General features: G+C 65.7%; 23 protein-coding genes and 1 pseudogene. 7 read left to right on the forward strand and 17 right to left on the reverse strand.

Annotated elements, in window-relative coordinates:
• Positions 1-22: 22 nt before the first annotated feature.
• Positions 23-1,150: an ABC transporter substrate-binding protein gene (locus N8I71_RS04685; RefSeq protein WP_262876775.1), complete on the reverse strand. Its 1,128-nt coding sequence runs from the start codon at positions 1,148-1,150 to the stop codon at positions 23-25.
• Between the two features lie 318 nt (positions 1,151-1,468).
• On the opposite strand from N8I71_RS04685, the gene N8I71_RS04690 reads away from it, so the two are divergent.
• The 3 genes from N8I71_RS04690 to N8I71_RS04700 are packed head-to-tail and all read left to right on the forward strand — an operon-like array spanning position 1,469 to position 3,779.
• The gene (locus N8I71_RS04690) at positions 1,469-1,903 is read left to right on the forward strand and encodes a hypothetical protein (RefSeq protein ID WP_262876776.1); all 435 of its coding nucleotides are present in this window, start codon (positions 1,469-1,471) and stop codon (positions 1,901-1,903) included.
• Positions 1,900-2,301: a hotdog family protein gene (locus tag N8I71_RS04695; protein WP_262876777.1), complete on the forward strand. Its 402-nt coding sequence runs from the start codon at positions 1,900-1,902 to the stop codon at positions 2,299-2,301. The genes N8I71_RS04690 and N8I71_RS04695 overlap by 4 nt, the downstream gene beginning before the upstream one ends.
• Positions 2,298-3,779: a class I adenylate-forming enzyme family protein gene (locus N8I71_RS04700; protein WP_262876778.1), complete on the forward strand. Its 1,482-nt coding sequence runs from the start codon at positions 2,298-2,300 to the stop codon at positions 3,777-3,779. Before N8I71_RS04695 ends, N8I71_RS04700 begins: the two co-directional genes overlap by 4 nt.
• 260 nt (positions 3,780-4,039) lie before the next feature.
• Here the strand turns inward: N8I71_RS04700 and N8I71_RS04705 are convergent, their stop codons facing one another.
• The 14 genes from N8I71_RS04705 to N8I71_RS04770 all read right to left on the reverse strand — a co-directional run bounded on the left by N8I71_RS04705 (position 4,040) and on the right by N8I71_RS04770 (position 16,980).
• Complete coding sequence (locus N8I71_RS04705; RefSeq protein ID WP_262876779.1) at positions 4,040-4,801, reverse strand: enoyl-CoA hydratase/isomerase family protein; 762 nt, start codon at positions 4,799-4,801, stop codon at positions 4,040-4,042.
• A complete protein-coding gene (locus N8I71_RS04710) occupies positions 4,798-6,102 on the reverse strand; it encodes a phenylacetate--CoA ligase family protein (protein ID WP_262876780.1) in 1,305 nt (434 codons plus the stop codon). Before N8I71_RS04710 ends, N8I71_RS04705 begins: the two co-directional genes overlap by 4 nt.
• Complete coding sequence (locus N8I71_RS04715) at positions 6,099-6,398, reverse strand: hypothetical protein (RefSeq protein ID WP_262876781.1); 300 nt, start codon at positions 6,396-6,398, stop codon at positions 6,099-6,101. Before N8I71_RS04715 ends, N8I71_RS04710 begins: the two co-directional genes overlap by 4 nt.
• 166 nt (positions 6,399-6,564) lie before the next feature.
• The gene (locus tag N8I71_RS04720) at positions 6,565-7,683 is read right to left on the reverse strand and encodes an AI-2E family transporter (RefSeq protein WP_262876782.1); all 1,119 of its coding nucleotides are present in this window, start codon (positions 7,681-7,683) and stop codon (positions 6,565-6,567) included.
• Between the two features lie 34 nt (positions 7,684-7,717).
• Entirely contained in the window at positions 7,718-8,083 is a 366-nt protein-coding gene (locus tag N8I71_RS04725) for a hypothetical protein (protein WP_262876783.1), read from the reverse strand.
• A gap of 127 nt (positions 8,084-8,210) precedes the next feature.
• Positions 8,211-8,879 (reverse strand): hypothetical protein, encoded by a 669-nt coding sequence (locus N8I71_RS04730; protein ID WP_262876784.1) that lies wholly within the window; start codon positions 8,877-8,879, stop codon positions 8,211-8,213.
• Between the two features lie 193 nt (positions 8,880-9,072).
• Complete coding sequence (locus N8I71_RS04735; RefSeq protein WP_262876785.1) at positions 9,073-10,167, reverse strand: helix-turn-helix domain-containing protein; 1,095 nt, start codon at positions 10,165-10,167, stop codon at positions 9,073-9,075.
• Positions 10,168-10,352: 185 nt separating this feature from the next.
• Positions 10,353-11,879 (reverse strand): alpha/beta hydrolase, encoded by a 1,527-nt coding sequence (locus N8I71_RS04740; RefSeq protein WP_262876786.1) that lies wholly within the window; start codon positions 11,877-11,879, stop codon positions 10,353-10,355.
• Between the two features lie 100 nt (positions 11,880-11,979).
• A complete protein-coding gene (locus N8I71_RS04745; protein ID WP_262876787.1) occupies positions 11,980-12,711 on the reverse strand; it encodes an outer membrane protein in 732 nt (243 codons plus the stop codon).
• A 41-nt stretch (positions 12,712-12,752) separates the two neighbouring features.
• A complete protein-coding gene (locus tag N8I71_RS04750; protein WP_262876788.1) occupies positions 12,753-13,784 on the reverse strand; it encodes a L,D-transpeptidase in 1,032 nt (343 codons plus the stop codon).
• Between the two features lie 24 nt (positions 13,785-13,808).
• Complete coding sequence (locus tag N8I71_RS04755) at positions 13,809-14,114, reverse strand: hypothetical protein (protein ID WP_262876789.1); 306 nt, start codon at positions 14,112-14,114, stop codon at positions 13,809-13,811.
• A 16-nt stretch (positions 14,115-14,130) separates the two neighbouring features.
• Positions 14,131-14,406: a hypothetical protein gene (locus N8I71_RS04760; RefSeq protein ID WP_262876790.1), complete on the reverse strand. Its 276-nt coding sequence runs from the start codon at positions 14,404-14,406 to the stop codon at positions 14,131-14,133.
• Positions 14,407-14,532: 126 nt separating this feature from the next.
• Positions 14,533-14,826, reverse strand: coding sequence for a hypothetical protein (locus N8I71_RS04765; protein ID WP_262876791.1), 294 nt, complete (start codon positions 14,824-14,826; stop codon positions 14,533-14,535).
• A gap of 93 nt (positions 14,827-14,919) precedes the next feature.
• Positions 14,920-16,980 carry an SH3 domain-containing protein gene (locus N8I71_RS04770; protein ID WP_262876792.1) on the reverse strand — a complete coding sequence of 687 codons (2,061 nt, stop codon included), beginning with the start codon at positions 16,978-16,980 and terminating at the stop codon, positions 14,920-14,922.
• A gap of 615 nt (positions 16,981-17,595) precedes the next feature.
• On the opposite strand from N8I71_RS04770, the gene dctP reads away from it, so the two are divergent.
• Together dctP and N8I71_RS04780 are read left to right on the forward strand one after the other, a co-directional pair.
• Positions 17,596-18,675: a TRAP transporter substrate-binding protein DctP gene (dctP, locus tag N8I71_RS04775; RefSeq protein ID WP_262876793.1), complete on the forward strand. Its 1,080-nt coding sequence runs from the start codon at positions 17,596-17,598 to the stop codon at positions 18,673-18,675.
• 130 nt (positions 18,676-18,805) lie between these two features.
• A complete protein-coding gene (locus N8I71_RS04780) occupies positions 18,806-22,474 on the forward strand; it encodes a hybrid sensor histidine kinase/response regulator (protein WP_262876794.1) in 3,669 nt (1,222 codons plus the stop codon).
• Positions 22,475-22,877: 403 nt separating this feature from the next.
• Here the strand turns inward: N8I71_RS04780 and N8I71_RS04785 are convergent, their stop codons facing one another.
• Together N8I71_RS04785 and N8I71_RS20605 are read right to left on the reverse strand one after the other, a co-directional pair.
• Positions 22,878-23,849, reverse strand: coding sequence for an SGNH/GDSL hydrolase family protein (locus N8I71_RS04785; protein ID WP_262876795.1), 972 nt, complete (start codon positions 23,847-23,849; stop codon positions 22,878-22,880).
• A 271-nt stretch (positions 23,850-24,120) separates the two neighbouring features.
• A pseudogene (locus N8I71_RS20605) lies at positions 24,121-24,432 on the reverse strand (IS6 family transposase); the annotation flags it as partial.
• A gap of 209 nt (positions 24,433-24,641) precedes the next feature.
• Here N8I71_RS20605 and N8I71_RS04795 point away from each other — a divergent pair.
• Both N8I71_RS04795 and N8I71_RS04800 read left to right on the forward strand, forming a co-directional pair.
• On the forward strand, positions 24,642-25,232 hold the full coding sequence (locus tag N8I71_RS04795) for a hypothetical protein (protein ID WP_262876796.1): 591 nt from the start codon (positions 24,642-24,644) through the stop codon (positions 25,230-25,232).
• A 216-nt stretch (positions 25,233-25,448) separates the two neighbouring features.
• Positions 25,449-25,679: a hypothetical protein gene (locus N8I71_RS04800; RefSeq protein ID WP_262876797.1), complete on the forward strand. Its 231-nt coding sequence runs from the start codon at positions 25,449-25,451 to the stop codon at positions 25,677-25,679.
• Positions 25,680-25,710 lie beyond the last annotated feature (31 nt).

A 25,710-nucleotide genomic window follows, 5' to 3' on the forward strand; every position in this document is an offset into this window, starting at 1 on the left:
GGGATCGCAGCGTCGAATTATGTCATTCGGCTGCGACGAACGCCCCGTCCTGGACCTGGAGGATGTTCACGCCGATCCGCGGGATCCGCTCTTCGTCCAGTTCCCAGACCCCCTGCCCGACGACGACCGGCACATCACGGATCGTCATGATGGCATCACGGATGGTCTCGCGCGTGACGTTGGGCTGTGCTTCGCGGATCGCGGCAGCGATGACCTGCATCCCGCCGTAGCCCACAGCCGCCCAGTTGTCCGGCGGATTGCCGAACCGTTCGGCGAAGCGGGCGTCGAAGCCGGCGCTGTACTCGTTGAAGCCGCCCGGAACGTAGTCGCCGAAGAGGTACACCCCTTCCACCGCCGCGCCGCCGCGCTCAATGAACTGGGGCGATGCGAAGGCGCTGTGGCCGATCACGGCCGTGTCGGGGTCGAGGCCGGCCTGCCGCAGCTGGATGATGATGTTTGCGCCCTGCGCCGCGGGCGCCGAGATGAAGACGCAATCCTGGTTGCCGGTGGCGATCCGCGTTGCGATCGCCGAGAAGTCGGACGCGGTGGCCGCGATGCCGTCTTCCGAGACGATCTCGATCCCTGCTTCGCGGATCAGGTCCTTGTAGGTGTTTTCCACCGTCACATAGGATTCCACGTCGTTGATGCCGATGACGGCGCAGCGTTCGACATCCAGCGAATTCGCCGTGAAGTCCGCGAGGTAGGGCATGGTCACGAAGGCGGGCTGCGTCAGGATATAGGACCAGGGGCCGTTTTCGAGAACCTGAAGGCTGTTGGTGATCGTGATCGCCACGACGCCGACCTCGTTGGCCACGCTGGTGCCCGAAAGGGCCGTCGCGGAACTGGTGGGGCCAAGCACGGCCAGCACCTCGGGGTCGTTGGCATAGCGCGTCATCAGTGACAGCGTCTGCGTCCGGTCGGTGGCGTCGTCGCCAACGATCAGGTTCAGCGAGTTGCCCTCGCCCAGAACGCCGCTGGCATTGATTTCTTCCGCGGCCATGATCATGCCGTCGCGGATGGGTGCGCCGATGAAGGCCGCCCCCCCGGTGGATGATTGCAGGACGGCGACGGTATATTCCTCCGCCATGGCCGACGACACCGCCATCATCGGCAGGATCGCGGCCACTGTCGCGAGATACTTAGAGATCATGTCTTTCCTCCCCAATTCATTGACCCGCGCCTCATCGAAGCCCTGGGCTGCCGGGTGCCGCCTCGCGGTCACCCTCCGGACCCGGTATGCGCTTCGTCCCGTCCGGCAACCGGCCTCCTTTCCGGTCCCGTCCGATGTCACGCATCCCGCTCATCCCGCGAACGTCGAAGCTCGTGAAGGATCTGCACCGTCAGATCGTGCATATCTAGAATCAAGAACCGTGTTCGCATTCGCACGATCAACATACTAAAAGGTGGCCTTTTGTATACAAAGAAGTTAGGAAGGCCGTGCAATGCGTGCCGCGACGGGGTGGGCAAGATGGCGACACAAGAGGAAGCGCTGGCCTTCCGGGTTCCGCAGGGCCGCTATGACGTCACCGCGGCGCTCGATGAACGGCTGCGCAGCGCCGCAAGGGCGCCCGGGCGGCACGATGCCGAGCCGGCCCATCCCATCATGGCCTTCGTCGCGGCTCTTGGCGGCATGGGAATGTCGATCCGGGAACTGTCCGAGGCATTGGGCCTTGCATTCGCGCAAGGCCCGGTCCTCGGCGGATGCCACATCCGCCTGCACCGCCCCGTCGCCGTGGACAGAAGCTACGTGATCGATACGCGTGTGAGCGCGTTGCAGCGCAAGCCCAGCCGCCGTTTCGGGCTGGCCGATCACCTTACGCTGGCCTTCGAGGTCACCGACGGGTCCGACCGGGTCTGCGAGGTCGAACTGGCGATGGTCTTTCCGGGCGGAGAAGCGGCATGACCGACGACATCCTCTGGTCTCTCGACGACGTGCCGGCGGACGCGATGGCCGAATGGTGCGCCGCCCTCAACGACGACAATGCCATCCACCTCGACCGCGCTGCCGCCGAGGCCAACGGCTTCGGCCCGCGGCGTGTCAATCCCGGCCCCGCCAACCTCGCCTATCTTCTCAATGCGCTCATGGCCGCGGGCCGCGGCAACGAGATCGTCGAGATCGAGGCGCGGTTTCTCGGCAACGTCCTGGAGGGGGACCGTGTGCTGGTTGCCGGCACCCCCGCGACGCCAGGCATGGAGGACACCAGGCTCACACTGGCGCGCGTCACCGGGCCCGGAGCCGAAGACATCGAGCCGGTGTTGCAGGCCCGGATCGGGTTCAACGGACGGAGGCCGGAGGAATGACCATGGCCATCGGCAACCAGGGATCGGTCTACGACCTCGTCGCCGCGCGGACGCGGGCCGCCCCCGATGCGCCGGCCCTGATCTCGGGCGACCGGCGGCTCAGCTACGCCGAGGCCCTCGCCCTGGTCGATGCCATCGCGGCCGATTTCGCCGCACGCGGCGTCGCGCATGGCGACAGGGTCGCGATCCTGTCGGAAAACCGGATCGAGTATATCCTCGTGCAACTTGCCTGCGCAAAACTTGGCGCTATGGCCGCATGCCAGAACTGGCGCCTCGCGGAGCCCGAACTGCGCTATTGCGTTGAACTGGTCGACGCCGGCCTGATCGTGGCCTCCGAACGCTACCATGACACCGCGCAGCGCATCGCGGGCGCCGTCCCGGTGGCCGACATCGCCCGGCTTGGCCGCGACGGCGCGACCGACAGTGTTGCCCGGCCCGAGGACGGGCTTCTCATCATCTATACCAGCGGGACCACCGGCCTGCCGAAGGCCGCGGTGATCAGCCACCGGGCCGAGATCGCGCGGATGTGCGCGCTTCGACTGGATCTCGGGATCTCGCAACAAGATGGCTACATCGCATGGCCGCCGATGTTCCACATGGGGGGCACGGAACACACGCTGGCGACGTTGATGTCGGGCGGCGTGGGCGTCGTGATCGACGGGTTCGACCCCGATGCCATTGTCGATGCCCTCTCCGCGCACCGCATCGGCTGGCTGCTGCTGGTTCCCGCGACGATCGGCCCGCTCCTCGACCGGCTGAGGGCACGGCGGATCGGGATCAAGGGTGTGCGGGCGGTCGGCTGCATGGCCGACCTTGTGCCTGCCGCCGAGATCGTTGCGATCACCGAGGCGCTCGACGCGCCGTTCCTCAACACCTTCGGCGCGACCGAAACCGGGATGCCGCCCCTCTCTGCAGGGCTGATCCCCGTGGGCACAGCCCCCGACAGCTTTGCCAAGACCCTGAGTATCCTCGCGGACCTGAGGCTGGTGGACGAGGCCGGGCAGGATGTCCCGGACGGCGCCACGGGTGAGGCCTGGATGCGTGGCCCGACCCTGTTCAGCGGCTACTGGAATGCACCAGAGGCCAACGCCTCGTCCTTCCGGGATGGATGGTTCCGCATGGGAGACCTGTTCCGCAAGGAAGCGGACGGCTACCATTTTGCCGGGCGTTCGAAATACCTGATCAAGTCGGGAGGCGAGAACATCTACCCGGCCGAGATCGAGCGCATATTGCTGTCCGACCCCCGCGTTCTGGAGGCGGTCGTGGTACGACGACCAGATGCCAAGTGGGGCGAGATTCCAGTCGCGGTCGTGGCCCGCAACGATGACAGCTTCGACGCCGAAACCGTCGACCAACTCTGTCGCGCTTCGCTGGCGGGCTACAAACGACCGAGGGAGACGATCTTCCTCGCCTTCGAGGACTTCCCTCGCAACGCCACCGGAAAAGTCCTGCGAGAGGCGATCGAGCAGATGATATGAGCCCGTGGCGCGCTCATCCTGAACCGCGCTGCAACTGGCAGGCTATTCGACCTTGTCTCCGGATGAGCGGTGAAGCTGTTCCTTGTGCCGCGAAGAGAAGGCGAGGGTTTTCCGTGCCGCCGTGAAGGCCGTTGAACCGGTCTGGTCACGGTCCGACGCCACGCGGCCGCCCTGCCCGTCTCGGCCGGAGATACAACTGGTGGCGTGGACACCTCGAGATCGCCCGCTTCGCGGTCAGGAGGGTCTACTCGCCATGCCCTTCAAAACGCCTTCAGAAGCCGCGTGGTTTCCGGGTCGAGGAAGCCCGCGACGGTCGCCTCGGTCTCGAGCTCGATGGCCGTTTCGAGGGCGCTGGCGGAGACCTGGTTGAGGACCCGTTTCATGGCGCGGACGGACAGGGGCGGCAGCGCCGCGAGGCGTTCGGCCGTCGCTTCCGCCTCGGCCCGCAATTCCGCATCTGGAACGACCTTCCAGGCCACGCCGAGCTCCGCCAGGTCCCGGGCCGCATAGCGTTCGCCGAGAAACAGCATCTCGCGGGCCTTCACCGGACCGACGATCGCCGGCAGGAGGCTCGTCACGGCCCCGGTGACGAACAGGTTCAGCGACACTTCCGGAAAGAACCCCTTCGCGCTCTCGCCCCAGATCGGGAAGTCGCAGTTGATCGCCCATTCGAACCCGCCGCCGACAGCCCAGCCGTTGATGGCCCCGACGACGGGCTTCGCGCCGAAGACGATGGCTTGCGTCGCGCGCTGGATGGCGTCGACCAGGTCGCGCGCCTGTTCCTCGGTCTCGGGATGGACGTGTTCGTGCCGGTCGTCCCCCGCGCAGAAGGCACGCCCCTCTCCGGTGAACACGATCGCACGCGTCCCGGGGTCCCGGTTCGCGTCGTCGAAGGCGGCCGCCACCTCGTCGATCAGGCGCCGGTTCATGGCGTTGAGCGCCTGCGGACGATTGAGCGCGATCGTGCGGACGCCCTCTCGGGTCATGGTGGACAGGATCGTGTCGTAGGTGAAATCGGTCATGCGTAGGTCCTGAGGACGCGGCGTGTCTTGCCTTCGGTGGCGGGGAAGGTGCCGGCGGGCACGATGGTCACGCGCGCGGTGGCCCCGAGCTTCGCCTTCAGCGCCGCCTCGAGACGTTGCGCGAGGGTGCCGTCGTCGATGCGCCCCTTCGCGAGTTCGGCGTGCACCGGCATCACGTGATGCGGCGGCGGCGCGTCCAGCACGATCCGGTAGTCGCCCGAAAGCTCGGGGAACCCGTTGACGACGGCGGCGACCATCGTCGGGAACATGTTCAGCCCGCGCACCACGATCATGTCGTCGGACCGCCCCACCACGCGAAAGCGGAAGCCCGCACAGCCGCAGGCGCAAGGCTCCGTCGCCTGCACCGCGATGATGTCGCCGGTCCGGAACCGGACGAGCGGCTGGCATTCCCGGTCGAGATGGGTGAGCACCAGTTCGCCCTCGGCCCCGGCCTCAAGCGGCTTGGGCGTCCCGTTCTCCGGGTCGATCAGTTCCACGTGCAGCACATCATGCGCGACGAAGTGGAGGTCGGTCTCGTGCTCGCACTGGGACGCGAAATTGCAGAACACGTCCGAGACGCCGTAGTTGGAATTGCGGGGCTCCATCCCCCATGTCTCGCGGATCCGCTGCCGATAGGCCGGGTCATCGAGCCCCGGCTCGCCGCCGAAAAGCCCCAGCCGGAGGCCGAGATCGGCGGGGCTCAGGTCCGGAAACTTCTCGGCGATGACCCGTTCGAGCACCGTGGGATAGGACGGCGTGCAGGAAATCGCGCTGATCCCGGTCTCGAGGATGGTGCGGACCAGCAATTCCGTCGAGCCGACGCCGAAAGGCACGACGGTCGCCCCGGTACGTTCCAGCGTCATGTGGTCCGTCAGCCCGCCCATCCACATCTGGTAGTTCAGGCAATGCACCACCATCATGCCCGGCCCGAGCCCGGCGAGCGCCTGGGCGCGCGCGCCCACGATCTCGGTGATCTCGCAATCGCGCCTGCTGAGCGCGAGGTTCATCGCCTGCCCGGTCGTGCCCGAGGTGCGGTGCAGGCGCGAGACCCGCTCCGGCGGCGCCGCGAGATAATCGCCGAACGGGGGATGGGCCGGTTGCGACAGGCGCAGCCCCGCCTTGTCCGAAAACGGAAGCTCCGGCAGGTCCTCCAGTCGACGAGGGGGCGCCGTCCCGTCCCACAGGGTCCGGTAGAACGCCGAGTTTGCCGCGACATGGGCGCTCTGACGCTCCCAGGCGGCCTGCCTGTGGCCGGCGAGGTCCGCCACAGGCACGCGGTGGCCCTGATCGATCAGCGTCATGCCTGCCTCCCCTGTTTCCGGCGGTCGGTGAGAAGCCCGAGAACCCCGGCCGAGATCGCGTTGAGGTTCTCGAAGCGGACACGGAATGTCCCATGTGCCATGCCGGCCGACTTGCCGAGTGCTGCAAAGGTCAGCCGGTCGAAGGGTTCGGCGACGAGAAGCCGGGCGCAGGTGGCCACCCATGCCTGTCGCGTGCGACCGCCCTTTGCCCGGGGTCGGTCGTGCGCGACCGGCCATAGGTGGAAATCGCGCTGCGCCTCGACAGGGTCGGCCGGTTTCCGTTCGGGACTGCTCATCTGGTCTTCCATTCGCCGGGAAGGTCCGAATTCTCCATGGCCAATCCTAAAGCGGAGGCACGGACGCTGGCAGACTATTTCGTCGCAGTCTCCACCAGGACAGCGACGCTGTCCATTCTGCCGCGCGCGACCGCCCTGCCCCGGCCCACCCGGAAACCTTCCGACATCAACCGCGGTCCTCCTGGTCCCGCGGCGTGTGGGCCGATGTCATGGATGGGTCGATGGCTGATCCGGGCCTGTGCCCGCCCGTCTTGCCCGCGTCCAGCCACCACAGCGTCAGCTGCAGGCAGAGCGCAAGGACGACCGGCCCCACGAAGATGCCGACGATGCCCCAGGCCAGAAGCCCACCGATGGCGCCGAGAAACACGAGGATGGCGGGCAGATGGGCCCCCCGGGACACCACGAGCGCCTTGACGAGGTTGTCCGACAGCCCGACGGCGAAAAGGCCCCAGAGCACTAGGAAGATCGCCAGTCCGGTCTGGTCGTCGATCCACAGCCAGGCCGCGAGCGGCGCCCAGATCAGGACCGGACCCACCTGCAGCAAGCCGAGCAGAAAGGTCACGAAGGCGAGGATCGGCCAGTGCGGTGCACCGACGATCCAGTAGGCGAAGGCCGCCACGGCCGTCTGGACCGCCGCCGATCCGAGAATGCCGAGCACCGTGTATCGGATCGTCAGCACCGACTGTGCGCCAAGCTCATGCCCGCGGTCGCCGCCCAGCTTCATGGCGGCCCTTGCCGCGAGACGCGCGAGGCGCTCGTGATTGTGCAGGATGATGGCGGCGAGGATGAGGCCCAGCAGGAACTCGAGGATGAAATGCCCCATCAGGCGGCCCTCGAACATGACGGAGGACAGCAGGAGCCGCAGGTCGCCGCCGATGACGTTCCTCAGGGCCTGGAGATCGTTCCCGAGATTGTCCCAGACATCGCGCCACGTCGATGGCAACTGAGCGGGAAGGTCCAGCCCGATCCGATCGAGTGCGTCGCCTTCGGCGATCGCCGTTGCGAGATCGGGGACGACCGCGATGATCGACCGAAGCAGAAGCAGCATCGGCACGAGAACGAGCCCGACCAGCGCCGCGAAGGTCAGCACCGTGGCGACGCCCCGCCGACCGCGCAGCCCGGCGGCGAGCTGCTGGTGGAAGGGAAGGACGGCGACCGAAATGAAGACCGACCACAGGAGCGCAGGCACGAACGGGGCAAGTGTCAGCGCGCCGAGCAGGAAAGTCGCCACGAGCGCGGCGATCGGCAGCGTCTTCTCGATGATGTCTCGTGTCCCTGCGCGCATATCAATCCCCGCCCATGATGACCAAACGCCGGTCTCACCCGAACACGGCGAAACCCTCGCCGATGCGCGACAGGATCCCGGTCAGAACGAGCGCGAGACCGAGAAGAAGCCCGGCACCGCCCACGATCAGGAACAGGAAGAGCCGGGACAAACGATGGAGGAACCCGCCATCGGCCGCCTCGGCAACCGCGGGCAGGACATGTGATACTCCTGTCGCGTGGTAGGCTGTCCCGCCGAACAGAAAGCCTATGACGAGAAAGAGGGCGGCCACGACAAGATGCACTCCCAGATAGCCGCTGGAGACCGGGTGCGCGGCGAGGAAGAAGCTCGCGACGACCAATATCGCCGCCATGAGCGCGAGGGCCGCCGCGACCCATGAAATGGCCGCGAAAAGGAACATCAGGCGTCTCATCGGGAACGGCCAATTCCTTGAGAAAGGCAGCCCGGGGCTTAACCGGCCCGCTGCGGTCAAGACTTCCCCTCGACGGTGTGCGGCGCCGGAGACCGCCGAGGGGACATGGCGTTGCCTACTCGATCTCGAAGTAGATCTGGAAGGTGACCGTCGATCCGCTGCGATTGATCACTTCGACCACATGGTCGCCCGACTGCCAGAGTTGCCCGCGATACGGGATGCCGACCGAAATGGCGTCCAGAAGCGCCGAGCCGTCGGGGTTCACGATGCGATACTGGAGCGGCCCGCCCACGCCCGCGAAATTCACGTCGAGGAACTGGCCGTTGCGCGCGCCAAGCTGGTAGCGCACCGTCATGCCCGGTGGAAGCTGCGCGGGAAACTGGGTCCAGGTGGTTCCTGCCGGAAACCGCACGCGCTCCGTCGAGACGCTGCTCGCTGGCAACTGCGTCGCGCTGCCGCTGCCGACCTGGTAGGGGCTGCCGCCGCCGCGCACGAAGCTGGGCCAGGATTGCTGTTCGGCGAAGAACTCGACGAGCGTATCGCCGGTCCGGTTGTAGGAGCAGCTGTAGTAGGCGCTGCGGTTTTCCAGGTAGATCGTGCCGTTCACGGCGTGGGTGCCGTCGACCCGCTGGCCCTCGTAGGTGGCCTGGCTCGTGGCCCCGAATTCCTGGTAGAATTGCTGCGAGGCGAGTTGGCAATCTTCGATCATGTAGGCCGGGGACTGGGCCAGGGCCCCGGTACCCATGACGCTGGCGACGAGCGCCACTGCTGCGAAGTTTTTCATCTGTAGGGTCCTTGCTGGACAGCCGGCCCGGTCGCGGCGCGAGACGTCCGGCGAAGGCGTGTGGGAGTGCCGGGACAACCCGGCGGATCACGAAGCCGAAAATACGGAAACGGGGCCAGCGCGTCGTTGGACGGGACTCGCAATTTCGGTTGTCCGACTGTCTCAGCGATACAGTGCGGCCATGCCGCGCGGTTCAATTGAACCGGTCGTAGGACCATCGCAAGGCCGCGATGCTCCCCGTGGGGAGCACCATATCCGTCGGTTGATCGCCCACGTCCGACCGCTCGATATGCGGCGTCCAGGTCTGCCACTGGCCCAGCACATCGCTCGGCCGCTCGCCGAAATGTGCCCGGAAGCTGCGGCTGAAATGGGCGAGTGTCTCGAACCCGCAGGCCTCCGCCACGGCGAGCACGGCGCCGCGCGTCGGCATCGCCTCCGAAAGGGCGCGGTAGGCGCGGTGCAGACGCCGCGACAGGATGAAATTCTTCAACCCGCCGTCGTCGGCGAAGTCACGATAGACCGTGGCCCGCGACGCTCCGAACTTCTCGAGGAGCATGTCTATGCCGAGATCCGGTTCCGCGAGGTTCTGGTCGATGAAGGCCTTCATCGCGGCGGTGCGGGCATGCCGGTTGTGATCGCTGGCCTCGGGGCCGATGCCGCCCGCGATCACGCCCCTGACAAGCCCCTTGATCGCCATCGCGACGCCGGCCGCCTCACCCCGATCGAGTGTCCGCACCTCGTCGAACAGGCTGGCCAGCCCCACATGCAGGAGCCGCCCGCGCGGGCTATCGAGCGGAATGTTGAAATAGGCGGGGTGCAGCATCGGATCGTAGCCCACCGCATGATACGGCAGGCCCAGCGTGGAGTGCTCCATCTCGGTGCCGATCTGCCGGTGCGGCCGGTTGTGGTCGATGAAATGGATGGCGCCCACGCCCATCCGCGTCTGCGCCTCGCCCTGCACGAGCAGGCACTCGCCACGGTGGTAGATGCGCACCTTGAGTACCGGCGTCGGATGCGCCGCGATCAGGTCGGCGCTGCGGTTGATCGCATGCGCCTCGCCCTGAAATGTCGCGACCAAGAGGTCCTCGAGGAAGGTGACAGCCGTGCGCGCCCGCGCCCCGCCACCGGGCGAGTCCGCCTTTTCGAACCTGAACGTCCCCTCGTAGACCGCCCGCCGGGTCCGCCACGCCTCGTCGAGCGGCATCGAATAGGTGTCGATGCCATAGCTGGGGAGCGGCGAGGCCGGCGCTCGCCTCGGACCTGAGGCCTTTTCGCTCCCGGTATTCATGGTCTTCAGAACATATACCCAACAAACTTGTTTCATTTGATATCATGACCATTGGACATCGATAACAGTTTTCTTTGCCCGCTCCGGGCACACGGAGGCGGGATCGGGGTTCATGCCGGGAAAGGTCTTTGCGGGCGTCGCATCAGGTAGCGATGCGCGGGCGATCGTCTCGTTCGCTTCGTGGCTCAGTCTCCTTCGGGCATGGTGAAATCCGGACGCATGAACGGCAGCGGCTCGGCCTCGGTGACGCAGGCCGTGTCGGGCGACGCGCCGGGGTCGAGGACGAAGTCCCGCATGATGGCAATGGCGCAGCGGTTCAGGTTCATGACCTGCACGTGGAACCCGGCGGGAAAGATGACATGCGTGGCATTTGGCAAGGCGTCCACCACCTCCTGGCTGACATACCACGGTGTCTGAACGTCCAGCCCGCCGCTGAGGACAAGGGTCGGGACATCCGCGCTCGCCAACTCGTCGGCGCGATCGGGCAGTTGCGGCAAGTCCAGCACGTCGCACAGCTCGACATAGAGGGTGGCGCTGTTTCGGGCGAACAGGCGTCCGTAGAGGCCGACATCCTCCGTGACCACGTCGTCGGCCGACACCGGCGGATCGTCGCTGCAGACCATCGCGGCATGCATCAGGATCGCCATGGCGGCGTCCATCGCGGCGGGATCGGCCAGAAGTTCCGCTCCGCGCTGCGCCGCCATGTCCGCCGCGATACGCTCCCGCCCCTCCGTGACGTAGGCGTTCAGAAGCGCGGGGAACGCCATGACGGCGAATATCTCGGTCTGCAAACCGTGCAGATAGGACGCGAATTGATCCTGCGTAACCGTCAGGGCAAAGGTGGCGTCCGGTTGATCCGGCACGGTGTAGGTCATCTCGATCGGCCCGTCGTCGAAGACAGCGAGGGCCGCATCGAGCAGTGCGGGGATGTCATAGCTTGCCGCGCAGTCGGCATCCTCGGCGCAGAGCCCGGTCAGGTTGTCGATCCCCCACTGCGCGAAACTGGAGCGCTGCGCGCTCCAATCCGTCGAGGCGAGGGAGGCCGCGCCATCGAGCACCACGGCCTCGAGGATGCCGGGAAACTCCCGCATGACGTTCTGGCCGAGTTCCGAGCCGTAGGATTCGCCGTAGAAGACGATCCGTTCGTAGCCGAGCGCCCGCCGCATGTCGTTCACGTCGGCGGCATTCTCGAGGTTGTTGTAGGCGGCAAGATCGACGCCCTCCGCGCTGTGGCGAGCCACGCATTCGCTGAAGCGGGCGCGCAGGACCAGGCGGCCTTCCTCGTCGTCCAGACCACGCTCCACGGCCTCGCGTTGCGCCGTCCAGAGCTCCGGACAATCCAGGTAGGGCCGGGATCGCAGCGTGCCGCGCTGCTCCATCAGCACGACATCGCGGGTCTCGAGGATCGGGCCGAGCAGTTCGGGCTGGAAAAGCGCCACGATCGCCGGATCGCCGGTGATCGCTTGCCCCGGCCCGCCCGCCAGCATGAAGAGCGGTGCGGCATCCGACGGGGACTGTGCGTTGAGCCGCATGAAAGCCAGACGCACCTCGCCCGCACCGCCCGTCCGGTCTTGCGCGACCACGACATGACCGCAGTCGGCGCCGCGCGTCTGCGTGACTTCGGGGGGCAGGTCGAGGAAGCAGGTTTCGAGGGGCTCGACGCGAGGCAGGTCCTGCGCCTGGACGGGCAAGGCGGCGAGGAGCATGGTCATCGCCCCTAGGGCGAGGGCGGCGTGCCGTCTTCCCCGCATGTCGGTCCGTCTTTCCGTCATGGTCCTCACCGCACCTCCGCAACCTTGTTTCCCGCGCGTCTCAGAACCTCATGGCGATGCCCACCCGGATCTCGTGGGTGCTGAGATTGCCAAGCAAGTTGTTGACGGCCAGGGCGCCTCCGAACGGCCGATAGAAGAGATCGCCGAAATCCGTGTAGCGATAGTCGATCCGGCCGACCCAGCGGTCGTTCAGGACGTGTTCCAGGCCGATGCCCGCCGTCCAGCCGCGCGCCGTGTCCGACCACGGAAGTGGGTTGCCGACGATCGGGGGGCCGGCGGCGGGGTTCGTTGTCCCGAGATAGACCCCTTCATGCCTGATCCATGCCAGCCCGGCGGTCGCATAGAAAAGCGTGTCGCCCGCAGCGTAGCCGACCCGCCCCCGCAAGGCCGCGGTCCCTCGGACATTCGTATCGACGGCCTCCACAACGTTTCCGCCGGCAAGGAGGGGTGTTGTCACAACCGAGCGTCCCTCGGCGCCGCTCCAGTTCACGTCGGCCTCCACGCCGTAGACCAGCGAAGCGCCGCGCTGCCAGTTGTAGCCGAGGAAGACCCCGCCGCTCGCACCATCGGGGTCAGGGGACCAGGTCCGCACGACGCCCGCGGCCGTGCTGACGTTGTCGACATCCTGCATCGCCGACAGCGCGCCGAACTGCAGACCGGCATAGGCGCCGGTCCAGCCGGTCGGTCCGAGCGCCCGTGATTCCTGCGCCGAGGCGGCCATCGGCAGCAGCGAGGCGATTGCGATCGCCGCGATATGTCTGACCTTCATCATTGCACTGCACCTCTTTCTCGTTTCGCGCACGATCACGCGTGTCACTCTCTCGGGTTCCGGAGCGGTCTTGGTGACGTAAGGTTCTCACCGGTCATGATGACGAAGTCGGTGCCCGACTGGCGGTCCGGCGTTGCGGCGAGGTCCGAGACGATGAGGACGAGACCTGGATGCAGCCTCGTGCTCATCGCGCGGGCGAAGTCCGACGGGATGCTGAGCCGGTTCAGCACCTGCTCTTCCGGCCAGAGAGGATGGCCGGGGTCGGGATGGTGCGTGATCCCGGTCCAGTGCAGCCCGCCCTCGCGCGCGGCCTGCACGACGAGGACGTGCTCACCCAGCGGGCGGTCGTCTCCGAGTTCGATTGGCGCCTCCGTGACCTTCCGCCCGTTCTCCATCAGCACGATCTTGCGGTCGGCGGCGGTGGCGAGAACCGACGTGACCGGGTAGCTCTGCCCCTCGGTCCAGTCGGCCGGATGCTGGCGCGCCTCGAGGCCCGACACGGCCTCCTCCATCTCGGTCTCGGCGAAGCCCGACAGGACGAAACCCGGGTGGACCAGTTCCCACGGATCGTTGCGCGCGCCCGAGATGATGACGGGCGTGCCGATATGGGTGACCTCGAACAGGAGCGCCGAGAATTCCAGCGGCAGGCGCACGCAGCCATGGCTCGCCGGGTAGCCGGGCAGGTTCCCGGCATGGAGCGCGATCCCGTCCCAGGTGAGCCGGTTCATGTTCGGCATCGCCGCGTTGTTGTAGGTGGACGACCGGTGATCGGCGTCCTTCTGCAGCACGGTGAAGACGCCAGTGGGCGTGGCGTGCCCCTCGCGGCCCGTCGAGCAGGTGGACACCGCGATGCGGATGCCGTTGCGGTAGACATGCACCCTCTGCTCGGGGATCGAGACGACGACGGCGACGGCGCCCTCCGGCTCGCGCTCGGGGTGCCAGGTGAAGTCGCCGGGCAGCATGTTGGCCTCGTCGAAAACGACCTCCTCCTGCTCGGCGCGCAGGCGCGTGGGCACGAACTTCAGCCCGCCTAAGGCGGCGAGGCTCATCAGGATCTGGCGTCGGTCAGGTGTCAAAGTGTGGCCTCCGGAACTGGGGGGTCAGTTGGAGGCAGCCGCCGTCAGCTCCTGCATGACGCGCTCGCAATCGGCGGTCGAACCGACAAGCTCCCCGGCCTCGGCCATGCCGCCGAGGTCGGTGGCGGCGCGGGCGAGGACCTGTGCGACCTGTTCCTCGGTCAGCAGACCTTCCTCCATCGCGGCCGTGACCGTCGAGCAGATGCCCGCGCTGAGCCCTGTGGCGACGCCGACGCCCGTCGCGGCCCCGCCCAGAAGCGACCCTCCGATCACCGCGCCGCCGATGAAGCCCACGACGAGGCCGAGAAGTCCGAAAAGCGTTTTTCCCATGGGTTCGGTTTCCTTTTCAGGTAAGCTTGGAAGGCCGCAGCCAGGTGCAGAGCGCGGCGAGGATTGCGATGTTCAGGAGCGGTGTCAGGGCCGCCAGCCAGGGGCGGACGGTCTCGGCAAGACCATCGAGCCAGAGGTTCCACGGCAGGCCCAGAGGCACGAGGAAGACACCGGCAAGCGGCGTCCGTTCCTGCCCGAACCAGCCGAAAGCCCCCACGAAAAAGAGGAACAGCGCCGCAAGATAGAGCAGCGCGACGAGGATCACCGCGATCCGGCAGAGCCTGTGTCCCATGCGCGCGCTCCCAGGGTTGGTCTTCCCCGCCGCCGATGGGGTACCCGCGGCGGGGAAGGATCCATGCGCGCGGGTCCGGCCACGAGGTCAGCGCCGGACCACGCCCATGGTGTGGCTTCAGAGGTTTCAGCCGTTGAATTCCATGGCGGTGATGTTGCCGGCGCCGTCAGCCCGGCAGGTCCAGTTGCGGCCGTCGGCGTTGATCAGGAAGACGGCGCTGCCTTCGGAGGATCCGGTGGAGCCGGCCACGCTGACCTGGTTCGTGCCCAACATGGAGTCACGCGCCAGCTGGTTCACACAGGATTGCTCGACCTCGGCCATCGTGGCGCGGCCGGGCGTGACCGGACCCGCGACATCGACGCAGCCGGCGAGCGTGGCGACAGCAGCGGCGCCGCACGCGAGAAGAAGTGTCTTTTGCATTGCTTTGTCCCTTTCGATGGGGTGAACCGCGGCCTTCGGGCGCGCGGGATGACAGGCGACCGGACCACCCGGCCCGGCCGCCCGATGGATGTGTCAGTCGCCGACGATCAGGGCCTCGGGGATGACGAACCGGGCGTCGCCGACAAACACCGTGAAGGTGCCGTTGGCGTCCTGCGTGGCCGAGAATGCCGCGCCGCCATCGGCCTCGGATTCGTCGTAGCGGACCGGCGTGTTGCCTTCGAAGAAGATCACGCGGCCGCCGCCATCGGGCCAGAACACCGTGACGAACCCGCTGCCATTGCCCTCGCGGACGACGCCGGCCTGGCACATGGCCGTGGCGGCATCGCGATCACGGGTGCACTCGATCTCTGCCGTGGCGTTGAAGTCGGTACCGGCCACCAGAGCATCGCCCTGATCCTGCATCGGGGCGGGGGCCAGTGGCAGGGTGGTGCGCGACACGACATCCGGGTGGGCCTCGAAGAGCGCGGCGGGGATCTCGAAGCGGCGCGGCCCGATCTGGATGCTCCAGATGTCACCGAGCCGCACAACGTCCATCGTCACGTCGCCATCGGCCTGGGACTGATCGAAGTAGACCGGCACGCCGTTCTCGAAGGAGATGGTCCGCCCGCCGAAGCCCGCTTCGGTGATCTGCACGTAGCCGTTGCCGCTGCCCTCGTGGACGGCGCCGTAGCTGCAGGTCGCGGCCGGGGCGTCGATGCCGTCGACGCAGGTCAGGCCGCCGGTCGTGTCATAGGCCGGGCCGAGAACCTGCGGCTCGGTCGCCGTTTCCGCCGGCGGCACGGGCATCGCGCCCACGGGCAACGGCAGGTGGGTGGCCACGCCGGGGGCCGAGCCCTCGCGAAGGTAGTCGCCCGCGACCCAGCCCGTGACATCGCCAGCGATCGAGGTGACGTAGCACCAGCGGCGCCCGTCGCTCATCCGGCAGCCATCGGCGTTCCGGAGCGTCGCGCCGTCATGGAACCGCGCGATGACCGGGGCCTGCGTGGAGGGACGGGCGTGAACGCGCAGCGCGCTGCCCGAATTGCCCATATCGACGCGCCAGAAGTCCGGGCCGCCCGCCATGCCGTCGGCGAAGTCATCGGTGACGGGACGCGGTGCGCCCGTGGCCGTCGTGACCTGCGAGGCCGGAACCTGGCCGTTGCGGAGGTATTCCGCCGCGACCCAGCCCGAAACGCCGCCGCCGGCCTGCATGATGTCGCACCAGGTGTGCCCGCCCGACTCGACGCAGCCACCGACGTTCCGCACATCCGCGCCGTCGGGCAGCCGGCCCACGCGGATCGAGCCCCCGGACGGTTCCGCGTGCACGTTAAGATGCCCGCGGGGATCGCCGAGATGGACGTGGAAGAATTCCGACGTGGTGGAGAAGTTCGCCGACAGCGTGGGCCGGGGGGCCGTCGACGCCGCCACCTGACGCGGGGGCGCCACCGGCGCGGCGGCGCGGCGGGGCGAGACGGGCGCGAGGAATTCGCGCGCGGCCCAACCGGCCAGCCCGCCTTCATAGGCCATCACCTCGCACCAGTCGCGTCCGCCATGTTCCGTGCATCCACCGATATCGCGCAGTACGGCGCCGTTATTGAACCGCCCGAGCCGCTGGGCATTGATGTCGGGGTCGGCGTGGACGTTCAGGTGACCGCCGGCCGTGCGCGTGCGCACCTGGAAAAAGCGTTCTGCGGCGTTAGGGTCGTTGGCGTCGTCCGGCTGAAGCAGGTCGATCTCGATCGCGTAGGGCGCCACCTCGTCCCGTCGGGCTGCGGCACGCACCATGTAGACGACGACCTCGTAGACCCCGGTTTCGGGCAGGACGCCGGAGAACTCGTTGATCTCGCGAACCGGCCCGCCAACGATTTCACTGTTGGCGAGCGCCTCATCGCCCGGCCCACGGCCCGGAGCGTAGACGTTGAAGTAGGTGGCCGTGTTCGGCGAGTGCAGAAGCACCGTCAGCGTGTCGCCCGCCACCGCGTTCAGCTCGTAGCGGTCGAACTCACGCCCGACGATCTCGCCATCGATCGCGGTCCCGGTCCAGCCCGAGAAATCGACATGCGTGCGGCTCATCTCGGCCTCGGCCACGGTCAGACTGCCGAGCAGGACAGACAGCGAGAGGGTCAATACTTTGGTTCGTGCAGCCCAGGTCATCGAGCGGATCTCCTTGGTTTGCGGCAAAGGCTCGCCGCCGCCGAAGTTGCGACCGGCTGGGCCTTGCCAAGCTGGGGAGATACTAATCGGACGGGACCTGGGCGTCGTTGCACCGGGATCGCAAAGAACTTTGTCCCGGCGTCTCAGCCCCGGCCTCGGCAGCATGGCCGGACGCTGGAGTGGACTGGGCTATTTGTCCCCTTGCCCATTGAGTCAGATGTCGAATTGAAAACCACCGATGGGAAGAATGCGGGTTGCCACAAAAGGTCAGCCTTTTCCGCCGGGCGGTCGTTCTTGACTTTCGGAGCGAAAGGCTGCTCCGAGGCCAGAGCGGTTGTTCTTGGCGCCGCATGCGGCGCCCCGGCAGCGCGATATCGGACGCTTGTCTCGTTCGTGAAGATCATCGCGTGCGAGAAACGGGAGACGCGACGCCCCACGCTCACGGATCCGCAGGACTGACGGCAAACGCGAAGTTGATTTCCGGAAAAAAGCGTCCAAACCTTCATAATCGTGCGGCTTGTTTTTTTACGATCAAGGAGAGTGGAAATGACGGGCAAGATCGCGCCGGAACGAAAATGCACCCCCTTGGCATCGGCCCGAACGACCCGCAGGGCCTTGATCGCTTCCGCTCCGCTCGGTGCCGCGGCGCTGGCCGCGCCCTTCATCGGAAACGCGCAGGTGGCGGCGGGCAGGAGACTGACGCTGCAATCGCTCTGGACCGAAGACACGATCGGCTACAACACGTTTCGGGACTGGTGCGGACGGGTTGTCGAACTGACGTCCGGAGAGGTCGATTTCGTCCCCTTTGCCGGTGGATCCGTCGCCGAAATCTTCGACATGATGGCAGCCACTTCGGCGGGCGTTCTCGACGGGATGCACTGGGTCCCGCACTACGCCGCGATCAACGGTGTCATGCCCGCAGGCGCATTCCTGACCTCCTTCCCCATGGGCCTGCCTCATCCCCACCAGTGGGACATGCTCTTCGATAGCTACGGCGGCACCGAGCTTGCGCGGGAACTCTATGCCCGGCACGGGCTGCATTTCGTCGGGCATGTGCATCACGACATGAACCTGATCCATTCGAACGTGCCGATCCGGTCGCTGGAGGATTTCGAGGGGCTCATTGTGAGGATGCCCGGCGGCATCGTCGCGGACTGCTTCGAGGCGATCGGGGCCCGCACCGTGACGCTGGCGGGTTCCGAGGTCCGCCCGGCACTGGCGTCCGGAGCCATCGACGCCGCCGATTTCACGGGCCCGGCGATGAATTTCGACCTCGGTTTCGCGGAGGTGAGCGATTACATCGTCATGGGTCCGGCCTCGACGCCGTGCCTGCATCAGCCCGTCGATCTGACTATTGTCGTGTTCAACCAGGACGTCTGGAACAGCCTCGGTTCGCCGATGCAGAACCTGATAACCGAACTCGTCCAGGCCTTTTCGATGGAGCATTTCACGGCCCACCAGCAGGCCAACATCGCCGCATGGCAGCAGTTCGCCGATGCCGGCGTCGAGGTCACGCGCCTGTCGGAGGAGGATGTCGAACGTTTTCGCCGGGTCGCCATTCCGCTCTGGTTCGACTGGGCCAACCGGGACCGCGATGCCGCGCGCGTCTTCTCACTCCACCTGCAGGTGATGCTCAATCCCGCCGTGGCATATCTCACGCCGGACGATCTCGAGGGGCTGGAGCTGCGTCTCTGAAGCGCGGCGGACCAGCGGGACGGCGTAACGTGGGAAGCATGGAAAGCTGAACGGCACCGACACATACGGCATCCGGCGCCAACGGATTGCGGGCCTGCTCCCATCCACGATCCGGGGCAAGCTTCTGCTTGTGATCGCGATCATCCTGACATCGGCGGCCGTGGCAGCGCTGATTGCGCATCGCACGAACATCGTCGTTCAGTCGCAACTCACCTCGATCACGAGCGAAGGCATCCCTGCCCTGATCACTGCACACGAAGTGTCCCAGATCACCACGAATATCCGCAGTGCCGCCGCATCGGTCGCGACATCCGCCAACCCGGACCAGCTGGCGGCCCGGCACACCCAGCTTCAGCGCGATCTGGACAGCGCGCGCGCGGTGATCGACCGGTTCGATCCAGGCACCGGAACCGCAGAGCTGGTGGCGCAGATGGAGGCCTCGGTCGCCGCCGTCGAAAGGGTCTCGCAGCGACTGGCGGAAACGATCGCGGCACGTATCGACGTGCGGATCGCGCTCAACGACATGATCCAGGACCTTGCCCGGACGCACAGTGCCTTCACCACATCGATCACACCCGTGATCGCCGACCAGCTTGCCGTTCTGAGTGCCGAAAGCGAACGGGTGGGCAGCGGGACCGACACCACGGTCACCTATCTCAACGAGTTGAGCGTTCTGGGGCTGATCCCGCTCCTGAGCATGCAGGTTCAGCTCGGCGTGATGGAGCGATCGCTGGACACCGCGCTGTCGGCGTCCTCCGAGGACGTCTTGCAGGCGGCCTGGAGCGCGTTCGTGCCGGCCAGTTCCATCGCGTTGCGCAACCTCGGGGAACTGCGCGAGAACGCGTCGGTCCGCCAGGTCGTCGACGTCGATGCGCTCTCTGAAAGCCTCGATCAGATCGTGGCGCTCGGTGCAGGCGACACCAGCGTCTTCGAGCGGCAGAGGGCGGTGTTCCGCGACCCCCAGGCGCCGCCCCTCGACGCCGCGGCCGTGCGGAGCGATCTGCGGCGCGCCCTCTCGCAGCTCGAGTTCAATCTGCGCAACTCGATCATCCAGATACGTGGCCGGACCGTGACGGTCTCGTCCGACCTTCGCCGGCAGGTCGGCGAAAGCCTCGACGCCATCAACGCCGCCGGCGTCGAAGGCTACGGCGCACTTCTCATGCTGGATGCCCTGGGCAATCAGGCCGTGGGCATCTTGTCCCTTGCCCCCTTCGCCGAGGATTCCGGCGAACTTCAGGAATTCCGCAATGATCTCCGGGTGGTCGGCACGGAGACGATGCGCCTCCTCGACAGCCTGAGTGCGCGGGCCGAAGTGTCGGAGACCGCCGATCTGGCCGCACGGCTCATCGGCTTCGGAACAGACAGCGGAAACCTCTTCGAGTTGCGGGCACGCGAACTCACGGCGCTCGAGCGGACCAACCAGCTTCTCCAGAGCACGGACGATCTCACTGGCGGGATGAGTGACCTGGCCGCCACCATCGTGGCCGAGACGCGCGGTGCGGCCGACGCTTCGGCGGCGCGCGTCCTCGACACGCTGGAGCGGAGCCGGATCAATCTCGCGCTTGTGCTGTCGGCGTCGCTGATGGTCATCCTCGGGGCCATCGTCTACGTGAATCGCAGCCTCGGCTCGCGCCTGAGCGCGTTCTCAAATGCCGCGCTTTCGCTCGCGGGTGGCGATCTTCACGTCGCCCTGCCCCAGCCGTCCGGGAAGGACGAGGTCTCGCGCCTGATGCGCGCCCTGGCGGTGTTCCGGGACACCGCCGTCGAGATGGAGCGCAGCAATCTTCGGGAAATCGCCGAGACCCGCCAGCGCCTCATCGACGCCATCGAAAGCATATCGGACGGGTTCGCCTTCTTCGACGCCAGCGACCACCTCGTGCTGTGCAACACGCGGTACAAGGACTTCCTCGGAGATCGTGCCGGACGGATCGTGACACCCGGCGTGTCCCTGGGCGAACTCGCGGCCCGGCTCCCGGCTGGATACGGACTGCGTGTCGGCGTGAGTCCCGTCGGGGAGAGTCTGGCACGCGCTGCCAGCGGAGCGGACATGTCCAATGTCCGCCGGCTGCCGGACGGACGTTGGGTCAATATCGACAAGCGCCGCACCACCGATGGCGGAACCGTTGTCGTGTATTCGGACATCAGCGAGCTGAAGACGCGGGAAGAGCAGCTGACCGACGCGAAGGAGCAGGCGGAGACGGCCAACGAGGCGAAGAGCACCTTCCTTGCAACGATGAGCCATGAGATCAGGACGCCGCTCAACGGCATCATCGGCATGAGCAACCTGCTGTCCACCACCAGGCTCGATACCGAGCAACGTGACTTCGCGGCCACGATCAAGACTGCCGCCGACACCCTGCTTTCCATCATCAACGACATTCTCGATTTCTCGAAGGTGGAAGCGGGCGCCCTCGAGCTCGAGGAAATCCCGATCGACCTCGCCGAGACGGTGGAGACGGCGGTGGAACTGGTGATGCCGCGCGCCGAGGAAAAGGGTATCGAGCTTGCGTGCAGGATCAGCCCCGACCTTCCGCACGGGGTGATCGGCGACCCCACGCGGCTCAAGCAGGTGCTGCTCAACCTCCTGAACAACGCGGTGAAGTTCACGGACGAGGGCGAAGTCCTGGTGACCGTGACGCCCGCTGACGGGGACAGTGCGCCCGAGAAGGGTACGGCCATCCGCTTCGCCGTCCGCGATACCGGGATCGGCATCCCCGCGGACCGCATGGATCGCCTGTTCCGGTCCTTCAGCCAGGTCGATGCATCCACGACCCGGCGGTTCGGCGGGACGGGCCTCGGCCTCGCGATCAGCCAGAGGCTCGTTGAACGCATGGGCGGAAGGATCGAGGTGACGAGCGAGGTGGGCGCCGGCTCGACCTTCTTCTTCGAGATCCCCCTGCGCCCCTGCGAACCACCGGGTTCGGAGGCGCGGCGCAGGCAGATCGAGGCGCTCGCGGGTGCGCGGGTTCTCGTGGTCGAGCGGCACGACACCAGTTCGAGGATCATGGAGGAGCGTCTTAGGAACTGGGGCGTCGAGCCAGAGGTCACGCGCACCGGAAGTGAGGCGCTTGACCGCCTGGCAAGATGCGGGTCCTTCGACGCGATCGTCATCGACGACAGGCTGGAGGACATGACCGGCCTCGCCCTTGCCGGGCGTATCCGCGAGATCGTCGGCGCCCGGACGCCACCGATGATCGTTCTGACGTCTCTGACGTCGACCGCGGCAGGCTCCTGGTCGGACATGCGGGCCGGCGGGTTCTCCTCCATCATCGCGAAGCCTGCCCGGACGGCGCAACTGCTCGAGGGTCTGGCCAAGGCCGTCGCTCCCGGGGTGCTGCCGGAGGCCGAGACAAAGGCAGGCGGCGCGGATGCAACGCAAGCCGGGGGCCTTTCGATCCTTCTGGTGGATGACAACCGGATCAACCGCAAGGTCGGGACGAAAGTGCTGGAAAAAAATGGCTTTTCCCCGGAGGTTGCGACGGGCGGCCCGGAGGCCGTCTCGATGGCGCTGGCCGGTTCTTTCGACGTGATCCTGATGGATATCGAAATGCCGGACATGGATGGCGTGACAGCCGCGGCGAAGATCCGCGAGGCCATGGGAGACGGCCCAAGGCCGTTCATCGTGGCACTTACCGCGAATGCGCAGGTGTCCGACCGCGAAACGTATCTCAGGGCCGGTATGGACGATTACCTCAGCAAACCGGTGAACGAGGCCGAACTGCTCGGCAGTCTGAAGCGGGGCGCGGCCTTCCGCGCGGCGCAGCTCGGCCAGCCGGCCACCGAAGAGCGTAGCGACTGACCTATACGGGCGCCTCGGACCCCGGACGGTTCGACCCAGCGGCCCTGCCCCACGCGGCGTCACCGGTCCAGCGACCGGCGGCAAAGGAACGGGAATGCGGGGCGGACTTCGCGTCTTTTTCGGAGCATTGACAATAGACTGAATGGATCGTGGAGAAGACGTGACCGGGATCGGCCGCACCCCACCCCGCAAGCCAATTTTTTCAGCCGATGGTTCGCATGTCCACTTGGTCCATCCGCCAATGGCGGCGAGGCGCGATCCTGATCGAGGCCATGCTTTTCCTTCTGGCCGCACCGGACCCGCCCGTTGCCTGAAGGCCGCCGCGGGATGCAACCCTTCCCCGTGCGAGAGATGCGCCGACCTCAGGCCGGCGCATCCAACTGGTCTGGATACGCGTCTGCTCTCAGATCAGGCGCCGACGCCGCGCCAGCAGGCCCAGACCGCCAAGTCCGGCCAACAGCAGCGGCAAGCTTGCGGGCAGCGGCACCACAGCCGGACCGTTTGCGGCGATGATGGCTGCCGAGACCTGTTGTGACGCCAACAGATGCACGGGTGCGGTGGGGTGCACGGGATCTGCAAACAGGAAGGTGTTCGGGTCTCGTCCAGCGTCCAGACAGCTTGTCGGGTCGCCATCGGTGAAGCCGGCCGCGCAGGGCGCAAGCAGTTCCGTAATGCCGTAGAGCGGCGATCCATTGAAGAAATCTGCCGTGATGGCATCGAAGGTCATCGATGGGTCGAAGCGCAGAATGTTGAAACCGTCGGCGCGAAGTGCAGCAGCATTCGCATCGAGTTGAGTGTTGAATGCATCGATCGCATCCGCCGCAACGCCCGGGATGGACGGCAGGTCGAACAGAAGGAATGTATTGAAACTCGTGCCGGCGCCCGGGCCAAGCGTGCCGATCGTGCGGACACCCGCTTCTATCAAGTTGGCAGCTTCGACCGAGCTTTGACCGGTAAAGATATCGTTCGCGCCGAACCAGAGAGAGACCAGCGGGTTGCTGCCGGGATCACGCAAAAAGGGAAGTTCCGCCTGGAAGGCCGCGATCTGTTTTTCCAGCGTGCCAAGCGGTCCGACGGGATTGCGCGGGTTCACTGGACTGGCCGTGGCGCCGCCGAGGGCATAATTGCGGGTGTCATCACCGGCCGCTTGAAATTCATCTTCGATGTACTCCGACCATGTAAGGCCGGTGGTAAATCTTCCGCCGAAACTCGGTGCCTCCAGCAACCCTCCGGCGCTGGCCAGCCCGAATTTCCCATCATCGGTCAGGCTGTCTCCGAAGCTGTAGAAGCTGGTGAAGATGTCGGATACCGTCGTGGCCGACAACGGCCCGGACATGCAAACCAGGCAAAGCGCAATCGCTGAAAATCTCTTCATGTGTATTTTCCCCCTGTTACTTCCTTTTTTTTGCAGAACGGCGCTGCGTGTCCACTCGTTTTCGTGCGGAGCGGATACTTTCCACAGGTTATGCAAAGCAGGTGGCCGGATCGGGAGAACGCTATCGCGGGGGGAAATGGCGGAGGGGACGGGACCAGGATCCAACGTTCTCCATCAGATAAGCTCTTGTTATTACATGCATGGCCTTGGGTTTGGATTGCCGCGCGCACCTGATGCGACCGGAAACCAACAGGTCCGATCCATTGCCTCAGTCATTTGTGAGCGTGCGCTCCAACAGGTGCCGCTCGCCGTTGATCTTCATGAACATCTCGTCCAGGAGCCATCGCCAGTCGCTGGACTCCATGCCCTCGATGCGGCGTTTCCGGAACTCGGATGCGAACAGCGGGCCGAAGCGATGCCACCAGAACCGCACCGTCTCGTGGCTGATCTCGACGCCACGCTCGTGAAGCAAGTCTTCGACGTTGCGCAGCGACAACGGAAACCGGACGTAGATCATCATCACCGCCAGGCGGATGATCTCTGGGCTAGTTTTGAAGTATCGGAAGGGGCTGCGCCTCGTCATCCGGGGACGCTTGCCAGCACCCTGCCCCGCCTCAAGCCTGTTCTTCTGACAGAGCCCAAACGGGCCGTACGGCCAAGATCGTCGGCGACCAACTTCGGATTTGAGATAGCGCAGGCATCATCGAGCACCCGGGGCCTTGTTGGATCGCCGATCTCCAAGCTAACGTCTTGCTTGAACTTTCCCATCACGGCAGCAGACCGGGTGCGCACATGAATGATGAGGAATTTCAAGCAAGCCTCGGGAGGTTCCAAAGCATTCTGCGTACTAGACTCGATGCCGTGGTGCCTAAAGCTGTACTGCCTGACACGTCTGATCCGATCTTCAAGCTTCCTGATCCAGTGAACATCGAAAAGATTTGGACGGAGGAATGCGAGAAAGTAGGCATCGCAGAAGAAGATCGTCTAGCCGTAGATGCGGCCTGGCCTTGGCAACAAAATGGCTCCGGTTGGCCGGGCGGCGAATGGGGCAGCAGAGTAGATTTTCAACTTTGGTTTGGGTTTGCCCCCTTTCCAACCTCAGGCTTCGGGATTTCGGGTTTGAATTGGGGCGGCGAGTGGTCTTTCATCGCCTTGGAAAATGACGATCAGGGCATCTCGATTATTGGTGCTGTTCCATCGGTGGCACCAAGGGCTAAATATATCGCTCTTCAGGAGCTGATCCGCACTGATGGGCAGTGCCTCGGCGGGATAGAAGTCGTCATGCCTGCGGTTCCATCGGAGGTTACCGTGCGCGGCCTCTACCCTCTGGAATACGTAGTTGACCTCCTGGTAGCCTACTTTAATATTGCGAGCACGAAATAAAATAGCAAGGAAATCTGGCCCGAGCTGTTCGAATATATTCCAGATATCTCGGCGATCTATCTTCAACATGAGCGACTGGTAGAGGGAATACATACCTCGGCCGAGAAGGTTTGGTTCGAATTTCCGGAGCCTGAAACAATATCAGATGCTGTTGCGGCGTATGTCGAGAAAAACCCCTCACCTGTACCCCGACCTCCACATTCAATGATCTCCGCCATGGGGTATTCGTTCGAGGCGGGGAGGCTCGAAGAGAAATTTGCCCGCGATTTGCGCGAAATCAGGAACCGCTTCATGCCAGACGAACGGCTAACCAATCCAGAGCCGACCAGGGAATACCTCGAGAGCAAGCTCAAGGATGCCCTGAAGCCGCTCGCCATCAGGGGCTTCCTTTGGGACAAACTCTTCATTGACCAGAAGATGCCATGGTGGAAGCCTGACCGGCCATGAACGTCGACAGAATGAAGTTCATAGCTGCGGT

This window comes from Roseicyclus sediminis (genome assembly GCF_025515305.1).
Classification (GTDB): Bacteria; Pseudomonadota; Alphaproteobacteria; order Rhodobacterales; family Rhodobacteraceae; genus Roseibacterium; species Roseibacterium sediminis.